This is a genomic window from Thiocystis violascens DSM 198 (assembly GCF_000227745.2).
Lineage (GTDB): Bacteria > Pseudomonadota > Gammaproteobacteria > Chromatiales > Chromatiaceae > Chromatium > Chromatium violascens.
Map to the genome: position 1 here is coordinate 319,607 of NC_018012.1, position 23,947 is coordinate 343,553.

General features: G+C 62.8%; 21 protein-coding genes. All 21 read left to right on the plus strand.

Annotation, left to right across the window (positions count from 1 at the left end):
- The first annotated feature begins 224 nt into the window (after positions 1-224).
- The 21 genes from THIVI_RS01475 (at position 225) to THIVI_RS01575 (ending at position 23,894) form a co-directional block, all read left to right on the plus strand.
- A complete protein-coding gene (locus THIVI_RS01475) occupies positions 225-1,433 on the plus strand; it encodes a methyl-accepting chemotaxis protein (protein WP_014776880.1) in 1,209 nt (402 codons plus the stop codon).
- A gap of 17 nt (positions 1,434-1,450) precedes the next feature.
- Positions 1,451-1,819 carry a response regulator gene (locus tag THIVI_RS01480; protein ID WP_014776881.1) on the plus strand — a complete coding sequence of 123 codons (369 nt, stop codon included), beginning with the start codon at positions 1,451-1,453 and terminating at the stop codon, positions 1,817-1,819.
- 37 nt (positions 1,820-1,856) lie between these two features.
- Positions 1,857-2,186: an STAS domain-containing protein gene (locus THIVI_RS01485; protein WP_014776882.1), complete on the plus strand. Its 330-nt coding sequence runs from the start codon at positions 1,857-1,859 to the stop codon at positions 2,184-2,186.
- Entirely contained in the window at positions 2,183-4,387 is a 2,205-nt protein-coding gene (locus THIVI_RS01490; RefSeq protein ID WP_014776883.1) for a chemotaxis protein CheA, read from the plus strand. The genes THIVI_RS01485 and THIVI_RS01490 overlap by 4 nt, the downstream gene beginning before the upstream one ends.
- A 36-nt stretch (positions 4,388-4,423) precedes the next feature.
- Positions 4,424-6,382: a methyl-accepting chemotaxis protein gene (locus THIVI_RS01495; RefSeq protein ID WP_014776884.1), complete on the plus strand. Its 1,959-nt coding sequence runs from the start codon at positions 4,424-4,426 to the stop codon at positions 6,380-6,382.
- Positions 6,383-6,409: 27 nt separating this feature from the next.
- The gene (locus THIVI_RS01500; RefSeq protein ID WP_245537346.1) at positions 6,410-6,955 is read left to right on the plus strand and encodes a chemotaxis protein CheW; all 546 of its coding nucleotides are present in this window, start codon (positions 6,410-6,412) and stop codon (positions 6,953-6,955) included.
- Positions 6,956-7,151: 196 nt separating this feature from the next.
- Positions 7,152-7,478 carry a DMT family transporter gene (locus THIVI_RS01505; protein WP_014776886.1) on the plus strand — a complete coding sequence of 109 codons (327 nt, stop codon included), beginning with the start codon at positions 7,152-7,154 and terminating at the stop codon, positions 7,476-7,478.
- A gap of 88 nt (positions 7,479-7,566) precedes the next feature.
- Positions 7,567-7,932 carry a response regulator transcription factor gene (locus THIVI_RS01510; RefSeq protein ID WP_014776887.1) on the plus strand — a complete coding sequence of 122 codons (366 nt, stop codon included), beginning with the start codon at positions 7,567-7,569 and terminating at the stop codon, positions 7,930-7,932.
- 4 nt (positions 7,933-7,936) lie between these two features.
- Complete coding sequence (locus THIVI_RS01515) at positions 7,937-8,551, plus strand: chemotaxis protein CheX (protein WP_014776888.1); 615 nt, start codon at positions 7,937-7,939, stop codon at positions 8,549-8,551.
- Positions 8,551-9,516 (plus strand): diguanylate cyclase domain-containing protein, encoded by a 966-nt coding sequence (locus THIVI_RS01520; protein ID WP_014776889.1) that lies wholly within the window; start codon positions 8,551-8,553, stop codon positions 9,514-9,516. The genes THIVI_RS01515 and THIVI_RS01520 overlap by 1 nt, the downstream gene beginning before the upstream one ends.
- 67 nt (positions 9,517-9,583) lie before the next feature.
- Positions 9,584-11,608, plus strand: a complete 2,025-nt coding sequence (locus tag THIVI_RS01525) for a chemotaxis protein CheA (protein ID WP_014776890.1) — start codon at positions 9,584-9,586, stop codon at positions 11,606-11,608.
- Entirely contained in the window at positions 11,595-12,464 is an 870-nt protein-coding gene (locus tag THIVI_RS01530; protein ID WP_014776891.1) for a CheR family methyltransferase, read from the plus strand. The genes THIVI_RS01525 and THIVI_RS01530 overlap by 14 nt, the downstream gene beginning before the upstream one ends.
- A 36-nt stretch (positions 12,465-12,500) precedes the next feature.
- Positions 12,501-13,097: a chemotaxis protein CheD gene (locus tag THIVI_RS01535; protein ID WP_014776892.1), complete on the plus strand. Its 597-nt coding sequence runs from the start codon at positions 12,501-12,503 to the stop codon at positions 13,095-13,097.
- 17 nt (positions 13,098-13,114) lie between these two features.
- Positions 13,115-14,233: a protein-glutamate methylesterase/protein-glutamine glutaminase gene (locus THIVI_RS01540; protein WP_014776893.1), complete on the plus strand. Its 1,119-nt coding sequence runs from the start codon at positions 13,115-13,117 to the stop codon at positions 14,231-14,233.
- Positions 14,234-14,458: 225 nt separating this feature from the next.
- Entirely contained in the window at positions 14,459-16,375 is a 1,917-nt protein-coding gene (locus tag THIVI_RS01545; protein WP_014776894.1) for a methyl-accepting chemotaxis protein, read from the plus strand.
- 29 nt (positions 16,376-16,404) lie between these two features.
- Positions 16,405-17,988 carry a chemotaxis protein CheW gene (locus THIVI_RS01550; protein WP_014776895.1) on the plus strand — a complete coding sequence of 528 codons (1,584 nt, stop codon included), beginning with the start codon at positions 16,405-16,407 and terminating at the stop codon, positions 17,986-17,988.
- 126 nt (positions 17,989-18,114) lie between these two features.
- Positions 18,115-19,197 carry a chemotaxis-specific protein-glutamate methyltransferase CheB gene (gene cheB / locus THIVI_RS01555; RefSeq protein WP_014776896.1) on the plus strand — a complete coding sequence of 361 codons (1,083 nt, stop codon included), beginning with the start codon at positions 18,115-18,117 and terminating at the stop codon, positions 19,195-19,197.
- Positions 19,198-19,215: 18 nt separating this feature from the next.
- On the plus strand, positions 19,216-19,839 hold the full coding sequence (locus THIVI_RS01560) for a HEAT repeat domain-containing protein (protein WP_014776897.1): 624 nt from the start codon (positions 19,216-19,218) through the stop codon (positions 19,837-19,839).
- Positions 19,840-19,930: 91 nt separating this feature from the next.
- On the plus strand, positions 19,931-20,776 hold the full coding sequence (locus THIVI_RS01565) for a CheR family methyltransferase (protein WP_014776898.1): 846 nt from the start codon (positions 19,931-19,933) through the stop codon (positions 20,774-20,776).
- Entirely contained in the window at positions 20,773-21,189 is a 417-nt protein-coding gene (locus THIVI_RS01570; RefSeq protein WP_014776899.1) for a response regulator, read from the plus strand. Before THIVI_RS01565 ends, THIVI_RS01570 begins: the two co-directional genes overlap by 4 nt.
- Positions 21,186-23,894 (plus strand): chemotaxis protein CheA, encoded by a 2,709-nt coding sequence (locus THIVI_RS01575; RefSeq protein ID WP_014776900.1) that lies wholly within the window; start codon positions 21,186-21,188, stop codon positions 23,892-23,894. Before THIVI_RS01570 ends, THIVI_RS01575 begins: the two co-directional genes overlap by 4 nt.
- Positions 23,895-23,947 lie beyond the last annotated feature (53 nt).

Sequence of the window (23,947 nt, forward strand, 5' to 3'; positions counted from 1 at the left end):
TGGGATGCCGTGTTGATTGTGTGGCCAGGTTCGCAGTCTCCGGCGAACCTTATCGGTTAACACGGTCTGGTTATCTTGCTGTGAACTTGTATACAGCGTAGGATCGTTCGCCCAGCGACAGCGTTGTGCGACAGGGCGTTCCATGATTCGTTTTCCGGGTACTGGCGCCTGGCCGGAGTCACGGAATCCGATATCCGCACGCGCTCATCTTTAAGAGGTCGAAGGTGGCGAAAAGCGAACAATCGGATCGAGTTCATGCCGTTCCTCCCCGGCCCTGGAAAGTCATTCTGCTCAGTCTGGCCGCGAGTCTCGCGCTTGTGGCCATGAATCCGGCGTCCCTGACCGCCTGGACGCTTGCGCTTCTGTTCATCCTGCTGGCGGTGCTGGTCGAATATCTTCAGTGGAAAGATGTCGCGGCGATCCTGTCCGCCGCGCGTCAAGACGCGCGGCGCGATCTGGATGAAAAGACGCGTCAGATCGATGTCTGGACCAATGCCTTCGAACGTCTTGGCATCGAACTCTTTCCGATCTTCGTGCGACATATCGAGCATTCCCGGCGTCTCGCCGAGGACAGCGTCATCCATCTGTCGCAAACCTTCAGCGGTCTCGTGCTCGATCTGGAACAGGTGATCTCCGCCTCGCAGGCTGGCGGCGGTCAGGACCATCTCATCGTCGGTCAATTTCAGGAGAGTCAGGCCACTCTGACCGAGGTGATTAGCGACTTCGAGAGTATTCTGCATCGCGAGCTGGCCATGTCGGAACAGGTCAACCGCCTGGCCGGTTTTGGCGGCGAGATGCAAAACATGGCGCAGAGTGTTCGTGCGGTCGCCGAGCAGATCAATCTGCTGGCGCTCAATGCCGCGATCGAGGCGGCGCGGGCCGGCGAGCAGGGACGCGGGTTCGCGGTGGTGGCCGATGAGGTGCGCAAGCTGGCGGGTACCTCGGCGGAGACCGGCGCCCGCATCAGCAAAAAGGTCGAGGAATTGGCGCGCTCGCTCGCGCAAACCCAGTCGCTGGTGCAGGAATCCATGCGGAGCGCGGATGGTCTGGTCAAGACGTCCGAGCAGAAGGTGGGCGAGGTGCTGTCACGTTTGCGTCAGACCACCGAAATGCTCAACGCGGACGCGGGCCGCCTGCGCCAACTGGGCGGGGCTATCCGCGAACAGATCGGGGCCTCGCTGGTCGACCTTCAATTCCAGGATCGCACCAGCCAGGTGCTGGCCCATGTCTGCAAAGGGCTCGAACATTTGAGCGAACGTCTCATGGTTTGCTCCCAACACGACATGACGCAACAACAGCAGGATATACTGGAGCTCGACCGGCTTCTGGCCCAGATGCTTGCTTCCTACAGCACAGTCGAGGAACTCGACCTGCACCAAGGCGGCGGCGCGTCCGAGACGCGGGCAGAGGGTTCCGAATTAACCTTCTTTTGAATTGAATGGAGTCGGGTATGGCAAAAACCATCATGGTGGTCGACGATTCGGCGTCCCTGCGCAATGTCGTCGGTATTGCGCTCAAAGGTGCGGGATATGACGTGATCGAAGCGGCCGATGGAAAGGACGCGCTCGCGAAACTGACCGGGCAAAAAGTCCATCTGATCGTCAGCGATGTCAACATGCCGAACATGGATGGTATCACCCTGGTTCAGGAACTGAAAAAGCTCCCGAATTACAAGTTCACGCCGATCATGATGCTCACCACCGAGAGCCAGCCCGAAAAGAAACAGGCCGCGCGCGACGCGGGTGCCAAGGCGTGGCTGGTCAAGCCTTTTCAGCCGCCGATGCTGCTGGAGGCCGTCGCCAAACTGGTGCTCCCCTGAGCTCGAACGCAAGTCGATCAACCGAGAGGCACGCGCGATGAGTGCTGGAAAAAAGAAATCGGCACAGAATTCGGTGCTGACCCTGGGCGGCGAGTTGACGATCTATACCGTCACAGAGACCCTGTCGAGGCTGCGGGCGTATCTGAAGGAACATGACTCCTGCGAACTGGATCTCGCGGGGGTGACGGAGATCGACAGCGCGGGGCTGCAATTGCTGCTGTGGACCCGCCGGACGGCGGCAGAACAGGGCGCTCGTTTCCATCTGGCGGCCCGTAGCGACGCGGTCGCCGAGGTGCTCGCGATATTGCAGCTTGAACCGGTTTTCGACGACGGTTCCGCCACGAGGGCGGTGGAAGATCCGGCATGAATCTCGATAGCGCAAGACAGGCCTTTCTCGAAGAAGTCACCGAACTGCTTCAATCCATGGAGGACGCGCTCCTCGCGCTGGAGGAAAATCCTCAGGATCCGGAATCCCTGGACGAGGTCTTCCGCGCCATGCATACCATCAAGGGCACGGGCGGGGTCTTCGGGTATACGCCCGTGGTGGATTTCACCCACATTGTCGAAACCTTGATGGATCAGGTGCGCTCCGGTCGGATGAGTCTGACCAAGCCGCTCATCGAGACGCTGTTCGAGTGCCGCGACCATACCGCCCGCCTGCTCGATTTTATCGCCGCCGACGCCACTGGAGAGGCGCCGCTGGACGAGGATCTGCGGCGAGCCGGCGATGCCTTGCTGGCACGTCTCGGGCAACCCCAGGAGCCGACATCCGAGACCGTGCCTCCCCGCGTCGAGGAAGATCCGAAATATCTCCCGGTGGCGAGCGACCTCTGGATGCTCAGTCTGGAGTTCGGGCGCAATGCGTTTCGCGACGGGATGGATCCCTTGTCGTTTCTGCGTTATCTGGGTTCGTTGGGAGAACTGGTCCATGTCGCGACCCTGTTTCCCGTCGCCGCGACCGATGGCGATGGTTTTGATCCGGAAAGCTGTTATCTGAGTTTCGGCATCGCGTTTCGCAGCGATGCCGATAAACCCACCATTGCCGGAGTCTTCGAGTTCGCCGACGAGGACTGCGAGATTCGCATTTTGGAGCCTGACTCGGCCCGCGCCCGTTATCTCGAACTGCTGGAAGCGCTGCCCGACGATCGGATCGGCTGCATTGGCGATCTCCTGGTGAGTATCGGCGCGCTGACTCCGCGCGAGCTGGCGCGCGCGCTAAAGATCCAGGAGGAAACCGCGCAAGCCCCAGCGTCCCCGGATGAAAAGCCCACCAAGCGGCGTATTGGCGAGATTCTCGTCGAACAGGGGTCGATCAAACCGGGCGTGATCGAGCAGGCGGCCAAAACCCAGGATGCCGCGCGCAGCCGTCGCCTGGAAGAAACGCGCCAGATCCGCGTCGACGCCCAGCGGCTCGGGCACCTGATCGACCTGGTCGGCGAACTGGTGACCAGCAGCGCGGCGATCCGGGTCATGGTCCAGCGCGCCGGCATCGAGGACATGACCGAGGTGGTCGACGGCGTCGACTATCTGGTCTCCGAAATCCGCGACAACGCCCTGCAACTGCGCATGGTGCCGATCGGCGACAGCCTCTCGCGCTTCCGCCGCGTGGTGCGGGATGTCTGCCAGGAACTCGGCAAGGAGATCGAACTGGTCATCACCGGCGGCGAGACCGAACTCGACAAGACCGTGGTCGAGAAGATGACCGATCCGCTCACCCATCTGATCCGTAACGCCATCGATCACGGTATCGAAATCCCCGACGTCCGGCAACGTCAGGGCAAACCGGCGAGCGGAACCGTTCATATCAACGCCTACCACGACTCCGGGCACATCGTCATCGAAATCGCGGACGACGGCGCCGGGCTCGACCCCGCGCGCATCCGCGCCAAGGCCGAGGCGCGGGGCCTGGTCAAGCCCGAGGATCTGCTCAGCCGCGAGGAAACCCTGCGTCTCATCTTCGCCCCCGGCCTCTCCACCAAGGAAGAGGCCACCAACCTGTCCGGTCGCGGCGTCGGCATGGACGTGGTGCGGCGCAACATCGAGGCGCTGCGCGGCTCGGTCGAGCTGGAGAGCGAACTGGGCCAGGGCACCAAGGTCACCATCGTCCTGCCGCTCACGCTCGCCATCATCGAAGGCTTTCTGGTCGGCGCGGGCCGGGATCAATATGTGATCCCGCTGTCGCAGGTGGCCGAATGTGTCGAGATGAACGCGAACGACACCATCAAGCGCCACGGCGAGCATTACATCAATCTGCGCGGCGAGGTGCTGCCCTTCATCCGGCTCACCGATCTGTTCCGGAACGCCGACGCGCGCGCCGCGGTTCAGCGCGAGAGCCTGGTCGTGGTGCGTTTCGGCCATCACAAGATGGGGCTGGTGGTGGATACTCTGCTGGGCGAATTGCAGACCGTCATCAAGCCGCTCGGCAAGCTGTTCGAGCGCCTGCGCGGGGTGGCGGGCGCGACCATTCTCGGCACCGGGGACATCGCGCTCATCCTGGATGTCGCCGAACTGGCCGCCATCGGGCAGGTCGGCCGGCACGCCACCTCGCCACGTTCGCCAAAGATTTAATCTTGTTTGACTAAATGGATTCAATAGGAGCGCCTGATGTTTCATTCCATGACGATGGCCAAAAAACTGATCCTCGGTTTTGGCACTGTACTGACTCTGCTGGTCGTGGTGGGCGTCCTGTCCTACTTCACGATCGACAGCGCCTCCACCGGCTTCGCTTCCTATCGCGAGAAGGCGGTCAGGGCTAACCGCATGGGCGAGATGCAGGCCAGCCTGCTGATGGGCCGCTTGCAGGTCAAGGATTTTCTCCAGACCCACAGCGATAAAGCCGTAAAGGAATTCCAGACCTATCTGGACGCGACCAACGCGATCCTCAAGGAGATCACGGAGATTGTCCGCGATCCCAAGCGGTTGGCCATCCTCAATGCCTCAAGCACGCACATCGATGCCTATGCTAAGGCGTTCGAGCAGGTCGTCGCCGCGACGCGCGAAAGCGGCCGGCTCGAAACCGAGATCCTGACCGTCACCGGCCGCGAGATCGAACAGCGGCTGAACAAGATCCTGGAGAGCGCAAACCAGTCTGGTGACAGCGAGGCGGTCCTGAAGTCGGCCCGCGGGATGCGCAATCTCTTGCTGGCGCGTATCTATGTACGCGGCTTCATGAGCGACAATGCCCAAGCCAATGTCGATCGGGTCAATCAGGAGTGGGTCGAACTCGACAAACAGATGAGCGAGATGGGTGCCACCCTGCAGGATCCCCAGCGTCGCGCCTGGCTCGACGAAGTGATGCGCTACAAGAGCGAATACAAGACCGCCTTTGATCGTCTGGTACAGATCACCAACGAACGTAACCAAATCGTGACCGAGACGCTCGATGTCCTGGGACCCAAGTTCGCCGCCGATATCGACGAGGTCAAGTTGTCCTACAAGGGCGAGCAGGACATCCTCGGCCCCGAGGTGCAGGCCGCCAACGATCAGGCCATCTTGATGATCTCGGTCCTGTCCGCCATCGCCCTGCTGCTGGGGATCGGCATCGCCTGGCTGATCATTCGTGCCGTCATGGGCCAATTGGGTAAGGATCCCGCGATTATCGCCGAGGTGACGCGCAAGGTCGCGGTCGGCGATCTGGCGATCGAGTTCGACCAGACCAATCTGCGTGGCGTCTACAAGGACATGCACGGCATGGTCGAGCGTCTGCGTCAGATCGTGGGCGAGGTGCGGGTCGGCGCCGACAACCTGTCGTCGGCCTCCAGCGAGGTGAGTTCGACCGCGCAATCCTTGAGTCAGGGCGCCACCGAACAGGCCGCCAGTGTCGAGGAGACCACCGCCAGCATCGAGCAACTGAACGCTTCGGTGCAGCAGAACACCGAGAACGCACGGGTCACCAACGGCATCGCCAAGAGTTCGGCGGAAGAGGCGCGGCGCGGCGGCGAGGCGGTCAAGCGCACCGTCAGCGCCATGAAGGAGATCGCCAGCAAGATCGGGCTGATCGAGGACATCGCCTACAAGACCAACCTGCTCGCCCTCAATGCCGCCATCGAGGCGGCGCGCGCGGGCGAGCATGGCAAGGGCTTCACGGTCGTGGCCGCCGAGGTCCGCAAGCTGGCCGAAAACAGCGGTGTCACAGCCCAGGAGATCAACCAGTTGGCGACTAACAGCGTGTCGATTGCCGAGGAGGCCGGCAAGCTGCTCGAACAGATGGTGCCCAACATCGTCAAGACCGCCGATCTGGTCGAGGAAATCACCGCCGCATCGGGCGAACAGGCCACCGGCATCAGCCAGATCAGCGAGGCCATGAGCCAGCTCGACAAGGCGACCCAGCAGAACGCCTCCTCCTCCGAGGAATTGGCCGCCACCGCCGAGGAACTCAGCGGCCAGGCCAGCCAGTTGCAGGAGACGATGTCCTTCTTCCGCACCGGCGCATCCAGCGGACGCGCCAAGTCAAGACCCGGCGCTCAGACGCGCGCGCCTCGGCAGACCAGTCGGGCGAACGAGGATTTCGCCGACATCTCGGTCGACGCGGACTTCGCCCACAAGGACTTCGAGCGGTTTTGACCGGAGGCTGATATGGGAGAACTCGTGGTGAGCAAACAGACGGCCGGCGCGAGCCGCGGCGACGCCGCCGATGAGGTGACCCAGTACCTGACCTTTTCGGTGTCCGATGAGCGCCTGGCGATGTCCATCGACGCGGTCAAGGAGATCATCGAAACCCCGCAGGTCACTCGGGTACCGATGACGCCGGACTACATTCGCGGCGTCATCAATCTGCGCGGAAGCGTGGTGCCGGTCATCGATCTGGGCGCGCGCCTGGGGCGCGGCCCGCTGACCCTGACCAAGCGCAGTTGCGTCGTGCTGGTCGAGGTTCAGGTCGGTGACGAGGGGCATGTGCTGGGGATGCTGGTCGACGAGGTGAAAAATATCCTCGACATCCCGCGGGAAGACGTGAAGCCGCCGCCCGAGTTCGGCTCCGAGATCCGTACCGACTTCATCGAGGCGATGGGACGGGTGGACGATGTCTTCATTATAATCCTGAGCGTCGATCATGTCCTGTCGGTGCAAGAGCTGGCGGCCCTGCGGCAATTGAGCGGGGAGGCGGAAGCGAGCGGACCGGAGGCGGCTGGCGAGTAAGGCGCCGCCGACGTGTGCCGGGAAACAACTTGCGTCTTCAGGGCTTGCAGACCTGACGGAACAGACCAGGATGGTCTGTTCACGCATTCAAGCGGCTTGGAGACAAGCGTTGAGCGTTGCTGTGCTCGCCGTGTTGAGTTGGCGATCGCCAGCTCCAGATCCTGCTCCTGCCGACTAACTCAACGAACGAGCATTCATGCAACACTGGTTTTTTCTGGCGAGTGCCATCGTCCTAGAGGTAGCGGGCACGACTGCGATGAAGCTGTCTGGAGGGTTCACCAGACTCGTGCCCTCGATCTTTCTGTTCGTCTTTTATGCCGCCTCGTTCGCGGCGCTGACGCTCGCGTTGAAGAAAATCGATGTCGGCGTCGCCTATGCCGTGTGGTCCGGCGTCGGTACCGCCCTGATTGTCGCAATTGGCGTCCTGTATTTCCGCGAGCCGGCGACGTTACTCAAGTTCATCAGCATTCTGTTGATTGTGATCGGTATTGTCGGCCTGCTTCTCAGTGGGACGAAACATTGAACAGCGGGTGTCAGTCACTGTCGGTGCTCGCATGCCGTCTCGTCCGTTGCGTCCTGACTTCAAGTTCTTAAGGTAAAACCGAATCTCCATGGCTAGTCCTCTCCTTCTGATTGTCGATGACAGCAAGATGGCGCGCATGATGATTGCTCACATCGTGCGGGATCTGCGCCCCGACTGGCGACTCGCCGAGGCGGCGAATGGCGCGGAGGCGCTGACCATGCTCGAACAGGAGCCGCCGTCTCTCGTCAGCATGGACATCAACATGCCCGGCATGAGCGGACTGGAGGTCGCGGGGCGGATCCGTTTGCATTACCCGGAAATTCGTATTGTGCTCTGCACGGCCAACATCCAGGATGCGGTCCGTAAGACCGCCGAAAAAGCGGGCGTCAAATTTGTCGCCAAACCGATCACGCCCGCATCGGTCGCGCGGATGGTGGCCTTGTTCGAGGAATAACCCGGTGTTTCAACTCAACGAAATGCAGCACGACGCGCTGAAGGAGTTGTTCAACCTGGGCGTCGGGCGGGCCGCGAGCAGCTTGAGCCTCATCGTCCAGGACGAGGTCGAACTGTCCACGCCGGAGGTCTTGCTGGTCCGTCCAGCGGAGGTTGCCACCACCTTGCTCGGGTCGGAGTTCAGACAATTGAGTATGGTGACGATCGACTTCGCCGGCCCCTTCGATGCCGAGGCGATTCTGCTGTTTCCGGAACGCAACGCCCTGGCGATCGTCAGTCACATGCTCGATCCGCGGATGTCTCCGGAGGAACTGTCCGAGTTCGAGCAGGAGGCGATGTGCGAGATCGGCAATATCATTCTCAACGCCTGTATCAGCTCCCTGGCCGATGAGTTCGGCGTCGAGTTCCAGGGCGGCCTGCCGACGCATTACTTCAGCGATACCCATTCGCTGCCGATCTTCGGTCATGACGAGGAGCAGGTCGTCCTGCTGCTCCAGATTCATCTGACCATGCGCCAGGAACGCATCCAGGGACACCTGATCTTCTTGCTCAACGTCAGCTCCCTGACGGCCTTGCTGGATTGTGTCGACGCCTATCTGGCACGGTTCGGATTCGCCTGATGGAGAGCGATTTCGGCGCGCAATTGCTCGATCATTTGCAGTCCGGCGTGATCCTGCTCGATGATCGGGGGCGAATCCTTGCCTGGAATCAATGGATGGCCCGGCATAGCCGCTTGACCTTGAGCGAGGTGTCGGCCAAGCGTCTCGACGAGTTATTCCCCGAGGTGCGACACACCCGGCTTGAGGACGCGATCGAGCAAGCCTTGCGGTTTCGGCTGTCGTCGATGCTGGCGCCCGGACTGAATGCCGCGATCCTGCCGCTCGATCATCAGCCCGGAGATCGCCGGCTCGCCCGGCGCATGCAGCCGCTCGTCTATGTCACGCCCATGCGTCATGAGCCATACGCCTGTTTGATTCAGATTCAGGATATGACCGCGACGGTGCGTCGGGAGCATCGACTGCGCGCCCAATCCACGCAACTGATCGCGACGACCTATCGCGACGCGCTGACCGGGGTGGGCAATCGCCGCCGGCTGGACCATGACCTGGCGGTAGCCTTCAGCACCGCGCAGAAAAATCGCAGTTCCCTGGCCTTGCTCATGATCGATATCGATGATTTCAAGGCGTACAACGATAGTCTCGGCCATCTCAAGGGCGATGACTGCCTGATCCTGGTCGCCAAGGCCTTGCAGGAGGGACTGCGCCTGCGGGGCGATTGCGTCTCGCGTTATGGCGGCGAGGAGTTCGCCCTGCCGCTGCCCGAGACTGATCGGGACATGGCCTGCGCGATCGCCGAACGTCTGCGTCTGTTGATCGAGGGGCTCGATTTGCCGCATGCCGCCTCGCGTGTCGGCACGCGGGTGACCGTGAGCATTGGCGTCACCGCCATGATACCGGGCCCGGAACAGTCTCCCAGCGACCTGCTCGGCCTAGCTGACCGAGCACTCTACCGAGCCAAGGACGCAGGGCGTAATTGCTGTTTTTTCAATGGCCCGGAGCGCGACGCGCTGCCAGCGTGGAGCTGATCGGTTTGTCGCCGCGCGCACCGATGTTCGCTGTCGATACCGCCGATCCGGCGGCGGATGGTTCGGCGTGAATCCGGATCAGACGCGGCTGTTCTTCCTGCAGCCATTCATCGAGGAGGTGACGGAACTGCTTCGCTCGATGGAGGACGCGCTCCTCGCGTTGGAGGACAACCCCCAGGGTCCGGAAGCGCTGGACGCGGTGTTCCGAACCATGCACACCATCAAGAGCACGGTCGACGTCTTTGGGTATCGCTCCGTGGTGGACTTCGCCCACGCGGTCGAGACGCTGATGGAGCAGGTTCGCGCCGGCCGCCTGGCCTTGACCCCAGCCTTGATCGCGACCCTGTTCGAGTGCCGGGACCACACGGCGCGCCTGATCGATTTCATCGTGGCCGACAGCGAGGGCGATACCCCGCTGGACGCGGATCTGCGTCGCGCCAGCGATGCCCTGCTGGCGCGTATCGGCCAGCCTCGCCGGGCGGTGTTTGGCGTCAGTGGCGGGTTGACCATCGCGCCAGATGTGACCACAACGCTTATCGACACCCCGACGGTTGCCGATGGGCAGGGCCAGATCCGCTTCCCGGAATCCAGATCGGCCTATACCCGCTATCTCGATCTCCTGTCGCTGCCGCCCGACGAGCAGGTGAGCTGCATCGGGGATCTGCTGGTCGGCATCGGCGCCCTGACCCCGGCGGAACTGGCGCGCGCGCTGAAGACGCAAGAAGACGCCAGTCGGATCGCGACGACGTTGGATGGTCCGCCGGTCACGCGACGGCTCGGCGAGATCCTCATCGAGCAGGGGTCGGCGACGCCGGAGGTAATCGGACAGGCGGCCAAAACCCAGGATGCCGCGCGCAGCCGTCGCCCGGAAGAAACGCGCCAGATCCGCGTCGACGCCCAGCGGCTCGGGCACCTGATCGACCTGGTCGGCGAACTGGTGACCAGCAGCGCGGCGATCCGGGTCATGGTCCAGCGCGCCGGCATCGAGGACATGACCGAAGTGGTCGACGGCGTCGACTACCTGGTTTCCGAGATCCGCGACAACGCCCTGCAACTGCGCATGGTGCCGATCGGCGACAGCCTCTCGCGTTTCCGGCGCGTGGTGCGCGACGCCAGCCAGAGACTCGGCAAAGCCATCGAGCTGGTCATCACCGGCGGCGAGACCGAACTCGACAAAACCGTGGTCGAAAAGATCACCGACCCGCTCACCCACCTCATCCGCAACGCGCTGGATCACGGCATCGAGTCGCCCGAGGTCCGGCGCGCGCAGGGCAAACCCGCCACCGGCACCGTGCATCTCAACGCCTACCACGACTCCGGGCACATCGTCATCGAAATCCAGGACGACGGGGCCGGGCTCGACACCGCGCGCATTCGTGCCAAGGCCGAGGCCCGGGGCCTGGTCAAGCCCGAGGATAGCCTCAGCCACGAAGACACCCTGCGCCTCATCTTCGCCCCCGGCCTCTCCACCAAGGAAGAGGCCACCAACCTGTCCGGTCGCGGCGTCGGCATGGACGTCGTGCGGCGCAACATCGAAGCCCTGCGCGGCACCGTCGATCTCGACAGCCAGCTTGGCCAAGGCACCAAGGTCACCATCGTCCTGCCGCTCACGCTCGCCATCATCGAAGGCTTCTTGGTCGGCGCCGGGCGCGACCAATACGTCATCCCGCTCGCGCAGGTGGCCGAATGCGTCGAGCTGAGCGCGCTCGACACGCTCAAGCGTCATGGCGAACACTACATCAACCTGCGCGGCGAGGTGCTGCCCTTCATTCGCCTCACCGACCTCTTCCGCAACGCCGGAGAACGCGCGGCGGGTCAGCGCGAGAGCCTGGTCGTGGTGCGTTTCGGCCATCACAAGGTCGGGCTGGTGGTCGACACCCTGCTGGGCGAATTGCAGGCCGTCATCAAGCCGCTCGGCAAGCTGTTCGAGCGCCTGCGCGGGGTGGCGGGCGCGACCATTCTCGGCACCGGGGACATCGCGCTGATTCTCGACGTGGCGGAACTCGCCGCCATCGGGCAGGGTGGGCGAGCACCAATTCATCGAAAATCCGATCTTGCTGGACGCACGGACGCAACCCATGTGGAAACCTGACCCGCTCGTTAAGCCGCAACCGATCCAGACGGAGTCTGAACCACTCGTCGAGGCCGTCCCGCTCTCGGAGGAGGATTTCGAGCGTTTTCGCCGTTTCATCCATGACCGGGCCGGGATCAGTCTGACGCCGCATAAACGTCAGATGGTTAGTTCGCGTCTGCAGCGTCGGCTGCGGCATCTGGGGCTGCGCAGTTTCCACGCCTATCTTGAGTATGTCTCCGAACCGAGTCAGGACCGCGAGCGTCAGCATCTGATCGATCTGCTGACGACCAACGAGACCTATTTCTACCGCGAGCCGGCGCATTTCGAGTTTCTGCTGAAAGACATCCTGCCCGCCTATCGCGGCAGTCCGATGCGGGTCTGGAGCGCGGCCTGTTCCTCGGGCGAGGAGGTCTATACCCTGGCCATGGTGCTGGCGGAAGGCTTGGGGATGGGCGACTGGCGGATTTTGGGATCGGATATCAGCTCGCGGATGGTGGAAGCGGCCCGTCAGGGTCTGTATCCGCTGGAGCGGGCCAAGCGGTTGCCGACCGACTGGTTGGGTAAATATTGTCTCAAGGGTGTGCGTTCGCAGGCGGGCAATCTGCTGATCGATCCGCGTCTGAAGGCGCGGGTCCAACTGGAACAGCGCAATCTCAAGCGTCCCCCCGCCGACGGGGCTCTCTTCGATGTGGTGTTTCTGCGTAACGTGTTAATCTATTTCGACATCCCCACCAAACAGCAGGTCATCGATGGCCTGACTCGCGCGATCCAGCCCGGCGGCTATCTGTTCATCAGTCATGTGGAGTCGCTGCATTCGCTCAAGACGAAACTGGAAATGGTCCGGCCTTCGGTGTTTCGCAAGCCGCTTGACTGATCAGGACACCATGGAACACCAGGCTCCACCGACCCCATGCCGCCAAGCGCCGACAACCAGATCCAGAAGCATTTTCTCCATCCGGGCGATCATTACGTCACCCGTGAGCCGATGGTGTTGTCGACGCTTCTCGGCTCCTGTGTCTCGGTCTGTCTGTTCGATCCGGTGGCGCGGGTGATGGGCATGAATCATTTTCTGCTGCCGACGCGTAATTCTTCTGGACTCGAGCCGGTGATCGCATCGGATGCCGGGCGCTATGGTCTCTGGGCCATGGAGCTTCTGATCAATGGACTCTTCAATCTGGGCGCCCGGCGCGAGCATCTGCGCGCCAAGGCCTTTGGCGGCGCGAATGTGCTGAACACGTCGGTCAGGAACCTTCCCGATCGCTTTATCATCGGTACGGCCAATGTTCAGTTCGTGCGGAATTTTCTGGAAAAAGACGGGATTCCGCTGATCGCTCAGGATCTCGGCGGCGACAGTGGACGACAGATCCACTTTCATGGCGCCGATTTCTCGGTCTATCTTCGCCGGATCCCCAGACGCAACGCGGAACAGATCGCGGCGCAGGAGCGTGCCTATTTGCAGCGTGCCCTGCAGACCCAGCAGCGTTCTGTTCCAGCCGAATTTTTTTAGAGGAGGGATGACACGCGATGGCGGCAGTCAAGGTCTTTATCGTCGACGATTCGGCGGTCGTCCGCCAGGTACTCACCGAACAGCTGAACGCAATTGGCGGTATTCAGGTGATCGGTTCCGCCCGCGACCCCATCTTTGCCCAAAAGATGCTGGAGAAAGAGTGGCCCGATGTCATCGTGCTCGACATCGAGATGCCGCGCATGGACGGCATCACCTTTCTGCGCCAATTGATGAAGGAGCGTCCGACGCCCGTCATCATCTGCTCGACCCTCACCGAACGCGGCGCGGAGGTCACCATGCAGGCGATGAACGCTGGCGCGGTCGATATCATCGCCAAGCCCAAGATCGGTCTTCGTCAGTTTCTGGAAGAGTCCAAAACCCTGCTCGGCGATGCCATCAAGGGCGCGAGTCATGCCCGGATGGACAAGTTGGGTTCGGCGCGACGCCTTGCTCCGGCGGGGGCGTCGGCAGCGGCCCCCAAGCTGACCGCGGAGGCGGTGGTCGCGGAGCGCGGTTTCAAGCCGCTGGCCGAGACCACCGATCGGGTGGTCGCGATCGGAACCTCCACCGGTGGCACCCAGGCGCTCGAATACGTCCTCACCCGGCTGCCCCGCACCGCGCCTGGCATCGTCGTGGTTCAGCACATGCCGGGGCAATTCACGGCGGCCTTTGCCGCGCGTCTGAATGGATTGTGCGGGATCGAGGTCCGCGAGGCGCGCAATGGCGACCGCGTGATCGCCGGGCTGGCGCTGATCGCGCCGGGAACCGACCATCTGCTGCTGCGGCGCAGCGGCGCCCAGTATCGGGTCGAGGTCAAGAACGGCCCGCTGGTCAGTCGTCACCGTCCCTCGGTGGATGTACTGTTTCGTTCGACCGCGCAATCGGCCGGTCCGAACGCGGTCGGCATCATCATGACTGGCATGGGCGACGACGGCGCGCGCGGGATGCTGGAGATGCACGAGGCCGGTGCCTTCACGGTCGCCCAGGACGAGCTGACCTGCATCGTTTACGGAATGCCCAAGGAGGCGGTGAAGCTCGGCGGAGTCGACGCCGTGGTGGGACTGCCGCGGATTCCGGAGATGATCGTGCAGGCACCTTCCCGGCAGAGCTATCTCCGGTCTGTCGGGCACGCTTGATGAGGATCGCCCCAACCGCGTGCTTCGGGAAGGAGGGCGCCTTGCGCTATGCCGACTGGAATGGGCGGTCATTGCACGCACGCTTCCCGGTGGCGCACAATGCTGTCGGAAGCCACCATGATTCTTAGCCAAACGCATGACGACGAGTCAAGGCGGTTCGGAGTCGCTTGAAATTCCACCACGCTCTTTCATGATGACCCAGTTATTCAGCTTTAGGACACCGCCATGGCACTCGTGAAGAAAACCAGCCTTTCCACGTCTGCGACGCCCGCCGAGGGTCGTTCCAACGCCGCGACCACCCGCGAGGCCGAAGCGCAGCGCAAGCGCGCGCGCACCCTGGCCAAGCAGCAGCAGGCCGCCGAGCGGGTCGCCTCGGCAACCGCGCAACTGGCTTCGGGGATCAACGAAGCGGCTTCGGCGGCGGAGGAACTCAAGCGGTCGTCCGATCAGATCGCCACCGGCGCGGAAGAGGCATCGGGTGCGGCGCAGGAATCCCTGGCGGCTTTCAAACAGGTCGGCGCGGCGCTGGGGCGTCAGCTCGAGAGCGCGACGCTGTCGCAAACCAAGGTCGAAGCCTCGCAGACGCTGATCGGGCGAGTGACTGACGATGTGGCGGGTCTGATCGTGAATGTGGGATTGGCGGCGCAGCGTCAAAACGATTCGGTCAAGATGGTGGCCGAACTCGAACAGCAGGCGGCCAATATCGGCGACATTGTCAAGGCGGTCGCCCGCATCGCCGATCAGACCAATCTCCTGGCGCTCAACGCCGCGATCGAGGCCGCGCGCGCCGGCAAGCACGGCAAGGGCTTCGCGGTGGTTGCCGACGAGGTGCGTACCCTGGCCGAGACCTCCGAGAAAAGCGCCAAGCAGATTCAGGATCTGGTCGGTCAGATCCAGTCGGAGGTCAAGACCATCTCCGATGGCATCAACGAATCCGCGACGAAGGTTCAGGCCGAGGTGGAAAACAGCAAGGCCATCAACACCCAGCTTGAGCAGATTCGGGTGGATACCATCGAAGTGACCCGTGGCGTGCAAGAGATCGCCGCCGGGGCGCAACAGTCCAGTGCCGCGGCCATGCAGGCACTGAAAGGCACGGAAGAAATCGCCGCTGCCGCCGAAGAGCAGTCAGCCGCCGCGGAGGAATCCGCCAAAACGGTCGCCGAGCAAACGCAAGCGCTGGCCGAATGCGAGCAGGCCGCTCAGAATCTCTCTGAACTGGCGGAAGAACTCAAGAATTCGACCGATATCGCCAAGAGCGCGGAAGAAGTCGCCTCGGCGGCTGAAGAGCTGTCCTCGGCGGTGCAGGAAATCAACCGTTCGGGCGGTCAGATCATGGTCGCCGTCGAGCAGATCCGTAAGAGCGCCCAGGTTCAGGCGTCGGCAACCGAGGAATCGGCGGCGGCCATCACCCAAATCGAAAAGGGACTGGAAATTGCCCTGCAACGCGCCCGCCTCGCGGGCGATAAAGTACAGGCCATGCGGGCGCTGCTCGACACCAATCAGCGCGGTATCAATACGCTGATTGCCGGCGTCTCCGATTCGGTCGATGCATCGCGTTCGAGCCTCAAGCAGATTAAGGGGCTGGAACTGGTGTCGCGGCGCATCGACAAGATCGTCGACGCCATCACCACGGTCTCGATTCAGACCAACATGTTGGCCGTCAACGGTTCGATCGAAGCGGCGCGCGCCGGTGAGTTCGGCAAGGGCTTCGTGGTCGTTGCGACCGATATTCGCAACCTGGCGCACGATTCGGCGGAGAACGCCGACCGGATCAAGGATCTGGTCAAGGCGGTGCAGGATCAGATCGGTATCGTTGGGCGCGATCTGGAAGAAATCATCTCCTCGGCCAGCGCGGAAGCCGAAAAGGCCAAGGCCATCACCGTCAGCCTGGTGACGATCGAAACCGATATTGGCGTGGTTGAACAGGGAACCGGCGACATTCTTGCCGCCGCCAGCGAGATTGCGAGCGCCATCGTGCAGATCAAAACCGGCGTCGATCAGATCTCCGCCGCCGCCCAGGAAGCCGAGAAGGCATCCGCCGAATCCGCTGCCGCCGCCAAGCAACAATCGCAGGGCGCCGAAGAGCTGGCTGCAGCCATCGAGGAAATCGCCTCGCTCGCCGACGAGCTGCAAAGCGCCTGAGATCCATCGCCGTTGCGCGGGAGAACAAGATGACCAACGAACAGGTCGAACCGTCGCCGTCGATCAGCGCGGCAGGGATGGATGAAACTGCGGCGGAGCGCGCGTCGGACATCCGTCAATTCGTGATCTTTGTGTGCGACAGCGAGGTTTTCGCGGTCGATATGACGCCGGTGCAGGAGATCATCCGGGTGCCGGAGGTGGTGCGGGTGCCGCTCGCACCCTCCACTCTGGAAGGGTTGGCGAATTTGCGCGGCAAGGTGCTGCCGATCATCAGTCTGCGCCGACTCTTCGGCTTCGCCGAGCAGGACGACGACGACGCCACCCGCGCGCTGGTCATCGATCTGGGTCAGCCGCTCGGTTTCGTGGTGGATCGGGTAAGTAGCGTGGTCGGGGTCGAGCCAGGGCGCATCGAAGGCGTCGATGCCCTGGCGGCGACGGTCAAAACCGAACTGCTGTCGGGTATTCTCAAGGATGTCGGCGGCTATCCGATGGTGATGGTGCTGGACTTCGAGCGTCTGATCCGTACCGAGTTTGCCGCCATCGCGGCGCTGTCGCAGACCGGTCGCGGGGCGTCCTTTGGCGAGATCGCAAGCCATGACGCGGAAGAGGACGCCGTCACGGACGAACTGCAGTTGGTCAGTTTTGAAGTCGCCGAACAGGAATATGCCATCCTGATCGAGAACGTGCAGGAGATCGTGCAGTTTCCCGACCAGATCGTGCATGTTCCGCGCGCCGAGGCGCATGTACTGGGGGTGATGACGCTGCGCAATCGGCTGCTGCCGCTGGTGTCGCTGCGCTGTCTGTTCGAGCTGCCGGCTCAAGCCGCCGATGAGCGCAGTCGCATCGTGGTGGTGCGCCTCGGAGAGATGTCGGTGGGGCTGGCGATGGACAGCGTGAACGAGGTGCTGCGGGTGCCGAAATCGGCGGTGGACGCCATGCCCAAGCTGCTGGCGCGTCATGGCGATCTGGCCGACATTGCCGACATTTGCCGGCTCGACGACGGCCAGCGGCTGGTGTCGATCATTTCCACCGACAATCTGTTCCGGCATTCATCCATTCAGGAGGCGCTGACCAGCGTTGCAGCCATGCGCGATGACGAACGTCTGGACGACGATCAGGACGGCGAGGCGCAGGCCGACGACGAGGAGCAGGTGGTCGTCTTCCGGCTCGACAAGGAAGAATTCGGGGTGCCGATCGAGAGCGTGCAGGAGATCGTGCGTATTCCCGATGAATTGACCCATGTGCCCAAGGCACCGAGCTTTGTCGAAGGTGTCATCAACCTGCGCGGCGCGGTGCTGCCGGTGATCGATCAGCGCCGACGGCTCGGTTTGGCGACGGTCGAGCGCAACGACCGTCAGCGCATCATGGTGTTTCTGCTTGACGGGGTGCGTACCGGCTTTATCGTCGATTCGGTGGCCGAGGTGCTCAAGATCCCCAAGTCCGCCATCGAACCCTCGCCCCGGCTGTCGCTCGAACAGACGCGGCTGATCGGGCGGGTGGCCAATCTGGAGCGGCAGCATCGCATGATCCAGTTGATCGAGCCGGCGCATCTGGTCGCCGAGGAACAGCGGGAGCAACTGGCGGCATTGAGTCACGCGACACCGCACGGTTAAGCGGGGTCGGTTGCCAACGTCAAGCGACACGCTGTCGTTCCAAAGCAGGCCAATGTCTGCAGAAAACGACTTGCACCCCGTACTCATCAACATTAATCATGCGTCTTTAGCGAGGCAGAAACGGCTGTGATCAAGCTGCTGATCGTCGATGATTCCGCACTGATGCGGCGTCAGCTCACGACGATCTTTCAAGACGCGGGCGGTTTCGAGATTCGGGTTGCCCGCAACGGTCGTGAGGCGGTCGAGGAGAATCTTGCCTTCGTGCCGGATGTCGTCACGCTCGACATCAACATGCCGGAAATGGACGGTTTGACGGCGCTGTCGCTGCTCATGGCCGAGCGTCCGGTGCCGGTGGTGATGGTGTCCTCGCTGACCGAGAAGGGCGCGCTGGCGACGCTGGAAGCACTTAATCTCGGGGCGGTGGATTACATCCCCAAACCGGGCGGGACCATCTCGCTGTCGATTGCCGAGATCGAGACCGAAATCATCGGCAAGGTCCGGGCGGCGTCACGGGCGCGTCTCAAGACGTCGCACGGGTTGGCGGCGCGCCTGCGCGGCGGAATGACCAGCCGACCCACGCCGAGTCCTGCCTCGACGCCAAGCCGTCCGACTATCCTGCGCGGCGGAGCGCAACGCGATGGCGTCGTTTTGATCGGCGTCTCGACCGGCGGCCCGCGCACCCTGGAAGACATTCTGCCACTGTTGCCCGCCGATTTTCCCTGGCCGGTACTGGTCGCCCAGCACATGCCGCCGAGCTTTACCCGCCCCTTCGCCGAGCGGATGAACGGCCTCTGCGCGCTCGAGGTTGCGGAGGTCAGTCGTCCCACCACGCTGGACGCGGGCAATATTTATATCGGCAAAGGGGGAGCCGACATGGTGCTGGCGCGGCGCGTCGGCAAGCTTACCGCCCTGGCGCGACCGGAGAATACAGACTTTCTCTGGCATCCCTCGGTGGAACTGCTCGGCCGCTCGGCGCTGGAGTATTGCGATCCGGTCAATGTGATCGCGGTGTTGCTGACCGGCATGGGCTACGATGGCGCGCAGGCGTTCGCCGATCTCAAGCAGCGCGGCGCCCGGACCATCGCCGAATCGGAGGCGACCGCGGTGGTTTTCGGCATGCCTGCCGAATTGATCGCGCGCGGCGGGGCAACCTTGACGTTGCCCGCCGAGCGCATCGCCGATCAGATTCGGATCTGGGTTGAGCGATAACGCGACGGAACTCACGCCATGGCACTGAAAAAAGCACATCAGCCACCAACCGCAACCGCTGACGAACGCACCTTGCCGCGCGATCTGCCGGGATTGGTACAGGCATTGTCCGCACCCGATCCACTGGCGCGGCGCTGGGCGGCGCGCGATCTGGCCGAGTATCCCGAGTCCTCTCCGACACTGGTCGCGCGGCTGCGGGTCGAGACCGAGCCGAGCGTGATCGAGGTCATCCTGACCACGCTCACCCGCATCGCGGATACGCCAGCGGTCGCCGGACTGGCTGACTGTCTGCGCAGCGAGAACGCCATGCTGCGCAACGCCGCGATCGAGGCGATGCAGCAACTCCCGGACGAGGTTGCGCCACTGATGGAACGCCTGCTCGACGATCCCGACCCCGACGTGCGGATCTTCGCGGTCGATGTCCTTGAATCGCTGCGTCATCCGCAGGTCGAGGAGTGGTTGATCCAAGTCATTACCCAGGATCGGCATGTCAATGTCTGCGCCACGGCGGTCGATCTGCTCGGCGAGGTTGGCACCGCGTCAGCCGTCTCCGCGCTACTGGCGCTCAAGCAGCGTTTTGCCACGGAACCCTATATTCAGTTCGCCGCCGATCTGGCGCTGACGCGGATCGCCGCAGGCTAAACGATGATGCGTCCTGCGTGTGGCGAGCGTTCCCCCTCACCCCAACCCCTCATCCCAGTGGCGCGAAGGGTTGGTGCGCGGGGGCTTTGGCATGACTGAAACCGGCACGATCAGCAACGAAGAGTTCCATAAATTCCGCGAATTTTTCTACCGCAAGACCGGCATCCTGTTCGAGGACAGCAAGCGCTATTTTGTCGACAAGCGTCTGCTCGAACGTATCGCCGTGACCGGCAGCGAGAGCTTTCGGGGCTACTTCACCATGCTGCGTTTCCAGGCGTCGGGCGAGGAATTGCAGGCGCTCATCAACGGGATGACGGTCAACGAAACTTATTTTTTCCGCGAGGAATATCAGTTCGAGTGTCTGGTCAATTCGCTGCTGGAAGAGATCGTGGCGCGGCGGACCGCCAGTACGCCAATCCGCATCTGGTCGGTGCCCTCGTCGTCCGGCGAGGAACCCTATGGCATCGCCATCTATCTGCTCGAACACTGGCCGCATCTCAACGACTGGGATGTCGAGATCGTCTCCTCCGACATCGACACCGGCATCCTGGCCCAGGCGCGCCGAGGGCGCTATACGCCCCGCGCCATCCAGCATCTTCCCGCGGGTCTGCTGAAAAAATATTTCCAGCGCGACGGCGAGTATTATCAGATTGGCGACACGCTGCGCGAGGCGGTGGAGTTCACCCGGGTCAATGTCACCGATCCTGCCGATATGCGTCTGCATCGTCATTTCGATGTCATCTTCTGTCGCAACCTGCTGATCTATTTTGACGATCTCTCGCGCAAACAAACCGCCGAATCCTTTTATGACGCGCTCAATCCGGGCGGCTTCGTCTGTCTTGGGCACTCCGAATCCATGAGCCGGATCTCCTCGTTGTTTCGGGTGCGCAAGTTTCCCGAGGCCATCGTCTATCAGAAACCCTGGGAGGCACGATGAAACGCATCCTGGTCATCGACGACGCCGCCACCGTGCGGCTTTATCATCGAAACATCCTGGAAGCGGCGGGATTCGCGGTCAGCGAGGCGGTCAATGGACTGGAAGCGCTGGAGCGGGTTGCCGAGTCGCCGTTTGACCTCTATCTGGTTGACATCAATATGCCCAAGCTCGACGGCTACGGGTTTCTGCGCGAACTGCGCGGCAAGGACATCCCCCAGGCGCCGGCGATCATGGTTTCGACCGAGGCGGCGGCCAATGACCAGAAACTCGCTTACGTCAGCGGCGCCAATCTCTATCTCATCAAGCCGGTACGGCCAGAACGGCTACTGGCGCATGTGCTGACCCTGCTTGGTCTGGCATCGCTGCCGCCTGGCGGCGGTTCCGCGAGCGATGTCGAAGGGAAGCGGTCATGAATCCGCTGCTCCTCCAATTCCTGGCCGAAGGGCGCGATTTCCTCCAGTCCATCGGCGAGAAGTTGCTTCAGCTTGAGAAAGATCCCCGGAACAGCGCGGGAATGGACGAACTGTTCCGACTGGTACACACCCTCAAAGGCAATAGCGGGTTGTTCGATCTTCCGGAGATGACCCGTGTCCTCCATGCCGCCGAGGATCTGATGGACGCGACTCGCGACGGTCGCGTCGCCTTCAGTGGCGCGCTGGCAGATCGGCTTCTGGAAGCGATGGATTTTGTCGCCGCGCTGCTCGACGAAATTGCCGCGTCGGACACCGATCAACCGCCGAATACCAGTCGTCACGCGGGCGAGGCGGTCAGGCTCGGCGAGTTGCTGCGGGGATTGATGGGCGAAAAAGATCCCTTGTCCGTGGTCGGCGGTCAGTCGGAAGACGCCCCGCCGGAGCGCGAAGGCGCGGCGATGGACACCAACGCCTGGCGGCTGGATGCCGTGCCTGAGACGCTGCGCATGGACCTCTACCGTCGCCTGTGCGCGGGCGAGACGTTCTGCTGGCTGCTCTACCACGCGGCGGAAGACTGTTTTTTCAAGGGCGAGGATCCCTTCTTTCAGGTCATCCAGCTTCCCGGCGTCGTCTGGCGGCGGGTGTTGGCGCGCGAGGAGTGGCCGCCCCTGAGCGAACTGGACGCCTACCAGTGCATCCTGACCTTCGAGCTGATCCTGCACGAGCGCCCGGAAGCGCTGGCCGAACATTTCCGCTATGTCGCGGAGCAGGTGGACATCCGTCCGCTGACGGCCGCGCCGCTCATCGTTCCGACGGGACGTGTTCAGAGCGAGCCGATGTCCGCCGAATTCACCCGCGCCGCGCTGACTCAGCTCGACGCCGGCAACCGCGCCGCGCTTGCTCAAGCCGCCCGCACGCTGCTCGAACTTTCGGCTCCCGATCTCTGGATCGCCTCCGCGCTGCGCTGGCTGCTGCTGGTGCTGGATTGCGCGCCACAGTCGAGCGATGTGCAGCGGGCGCTGATTCTGGCGATCGATCAACATAGCTCTCCACTGGGGAAGCCGCGAGAAGATCCCCGCTCCCCAGCGGCGAGAGGAAATGAACTAAACCGGGAAGACACCCCGCCAGCATCTGGTACCCCGGTATTGACGCAGCCCAACATCAGCGCCGAAGCGGGCTGGTCGGCTCAAGTCGTGCTGGAAGCGCAACGCGAAATTCTGAGTCTCGCCGACAGTTCGCCCTGGCTGACCGGACGGCTGCGGGCGGTCGCCGCGAGTCTGGCCGGTACCTGTGTCAGCTTAGGGCGGGAGACCGAATTGGCTGGGCTGGAGCAGGCGCTGGATGGCGCCATCGCCGCCCGCTCGCCGCTTGCCCTATTCGCCTGGCTTGATCGGCAGGCTGTTCCGCCGGTCCCGAGCAACGCGCTCGCGTCGCCTCCAGCGCATCAGGCGCCAGCAACCGCGGCATCCGTCTCCGCCCCGTCTGAGGAGCCTGTTCGTTTCAATCGCCGCGCCGAGGATCAACTGACCAGCCCGCGCACCATCAAGGTCGATCAGATCAAAATTGACCGGCTGATGAACCTGATCGGCGAGATGGTGGTCGCCAAGAACGCGCTGCCCTATCTGGCCGGCCGCGCCGAGGTTGCGTTCGGGGTGCGCGAACTGTCGCGCGAGATCAAGAGCCAGTACAGCGTCATCAACCGCATCGCCGAAGAGATGCAGGACGCCATCATGCAGGTACGCCTGCTGCCGGTGTCTTTCGTGTTCCAGCGTTTCCCGCGTCTGGTGCGCGATCTTGCGCACAAGCTCAACAAGGACGTGCGCCTGGTCATGGAGGGCGAGTCGACCGAGGCGGACAAGAACATCATCGAGGCGCTGGCCGATCCGCTGATGCACATCGTGCGCAACAGCCTGGATCATGGTCTGGAATCGCCCGCCGAGCGGCAGGCGGCGGGCAAGCCAGGCGAAGGGCGGCTGACGATTCAGGCGCGCCAGGAATCCGATCGGGTGCTGATCGAGATCGCCGACGACGGGCGTGGCATCGATCCCGCCGTGATCCGCCAAAAAGCCTATGAAAAGGGCATCGTTGACGAAGCGACGCTGGAACGGCTGACCGATCAGGACGCGGTGAATCTGGTGTTTGCCGCCGGTTTCTCGACCGCCGAGCAGATCACCGATGTATCGGGACGCGGCGTCGGCATGGACGTGGTGCGCGACGCCATCGCCAAGGTCAACGGCTCCATCGAACTGCGCAGCCAAGTCGGACAGGGCACCCAACTGCGGCTTTCGCTGCCGTTATCGATGGCCGTCAGTCATGTCATGATCATCGAATCGGCGGGGCAGCGGTTCGGGGTGCCGATGGATGCGGTGGTCGAGACGGTGCGCGTTCCGCGTCGCGCCATTCGCACCATCAAGCGCCGCTTGGCCACGGTGCTGCGTGAACGTTTGGTGCCGCTGATCGCGCTCAATGAACTGCTGGCATTGGACGCGTCGCAACTCGCCAACGGCGATGACGAGTTCGCCGTGCTGGTGGTCCGTATCGACGGCGACTATCTGGGTATCATCGTCGATGACTGCCGCGAGACGGTGGACATCATCCTCAAGCCGTTGGCCGGATTTCTCGGCGGACTCGGCGGCTATGCCGGCTCGGCACTGCTCGGCGATGGCTCGGTGTTGCTGGTGCTCAACCCGAGAGAACTGCTCTAAACCGCGCCCAGCACGGTATGCGATGTTATTGGATTGGATCAATCTCGGCAGCA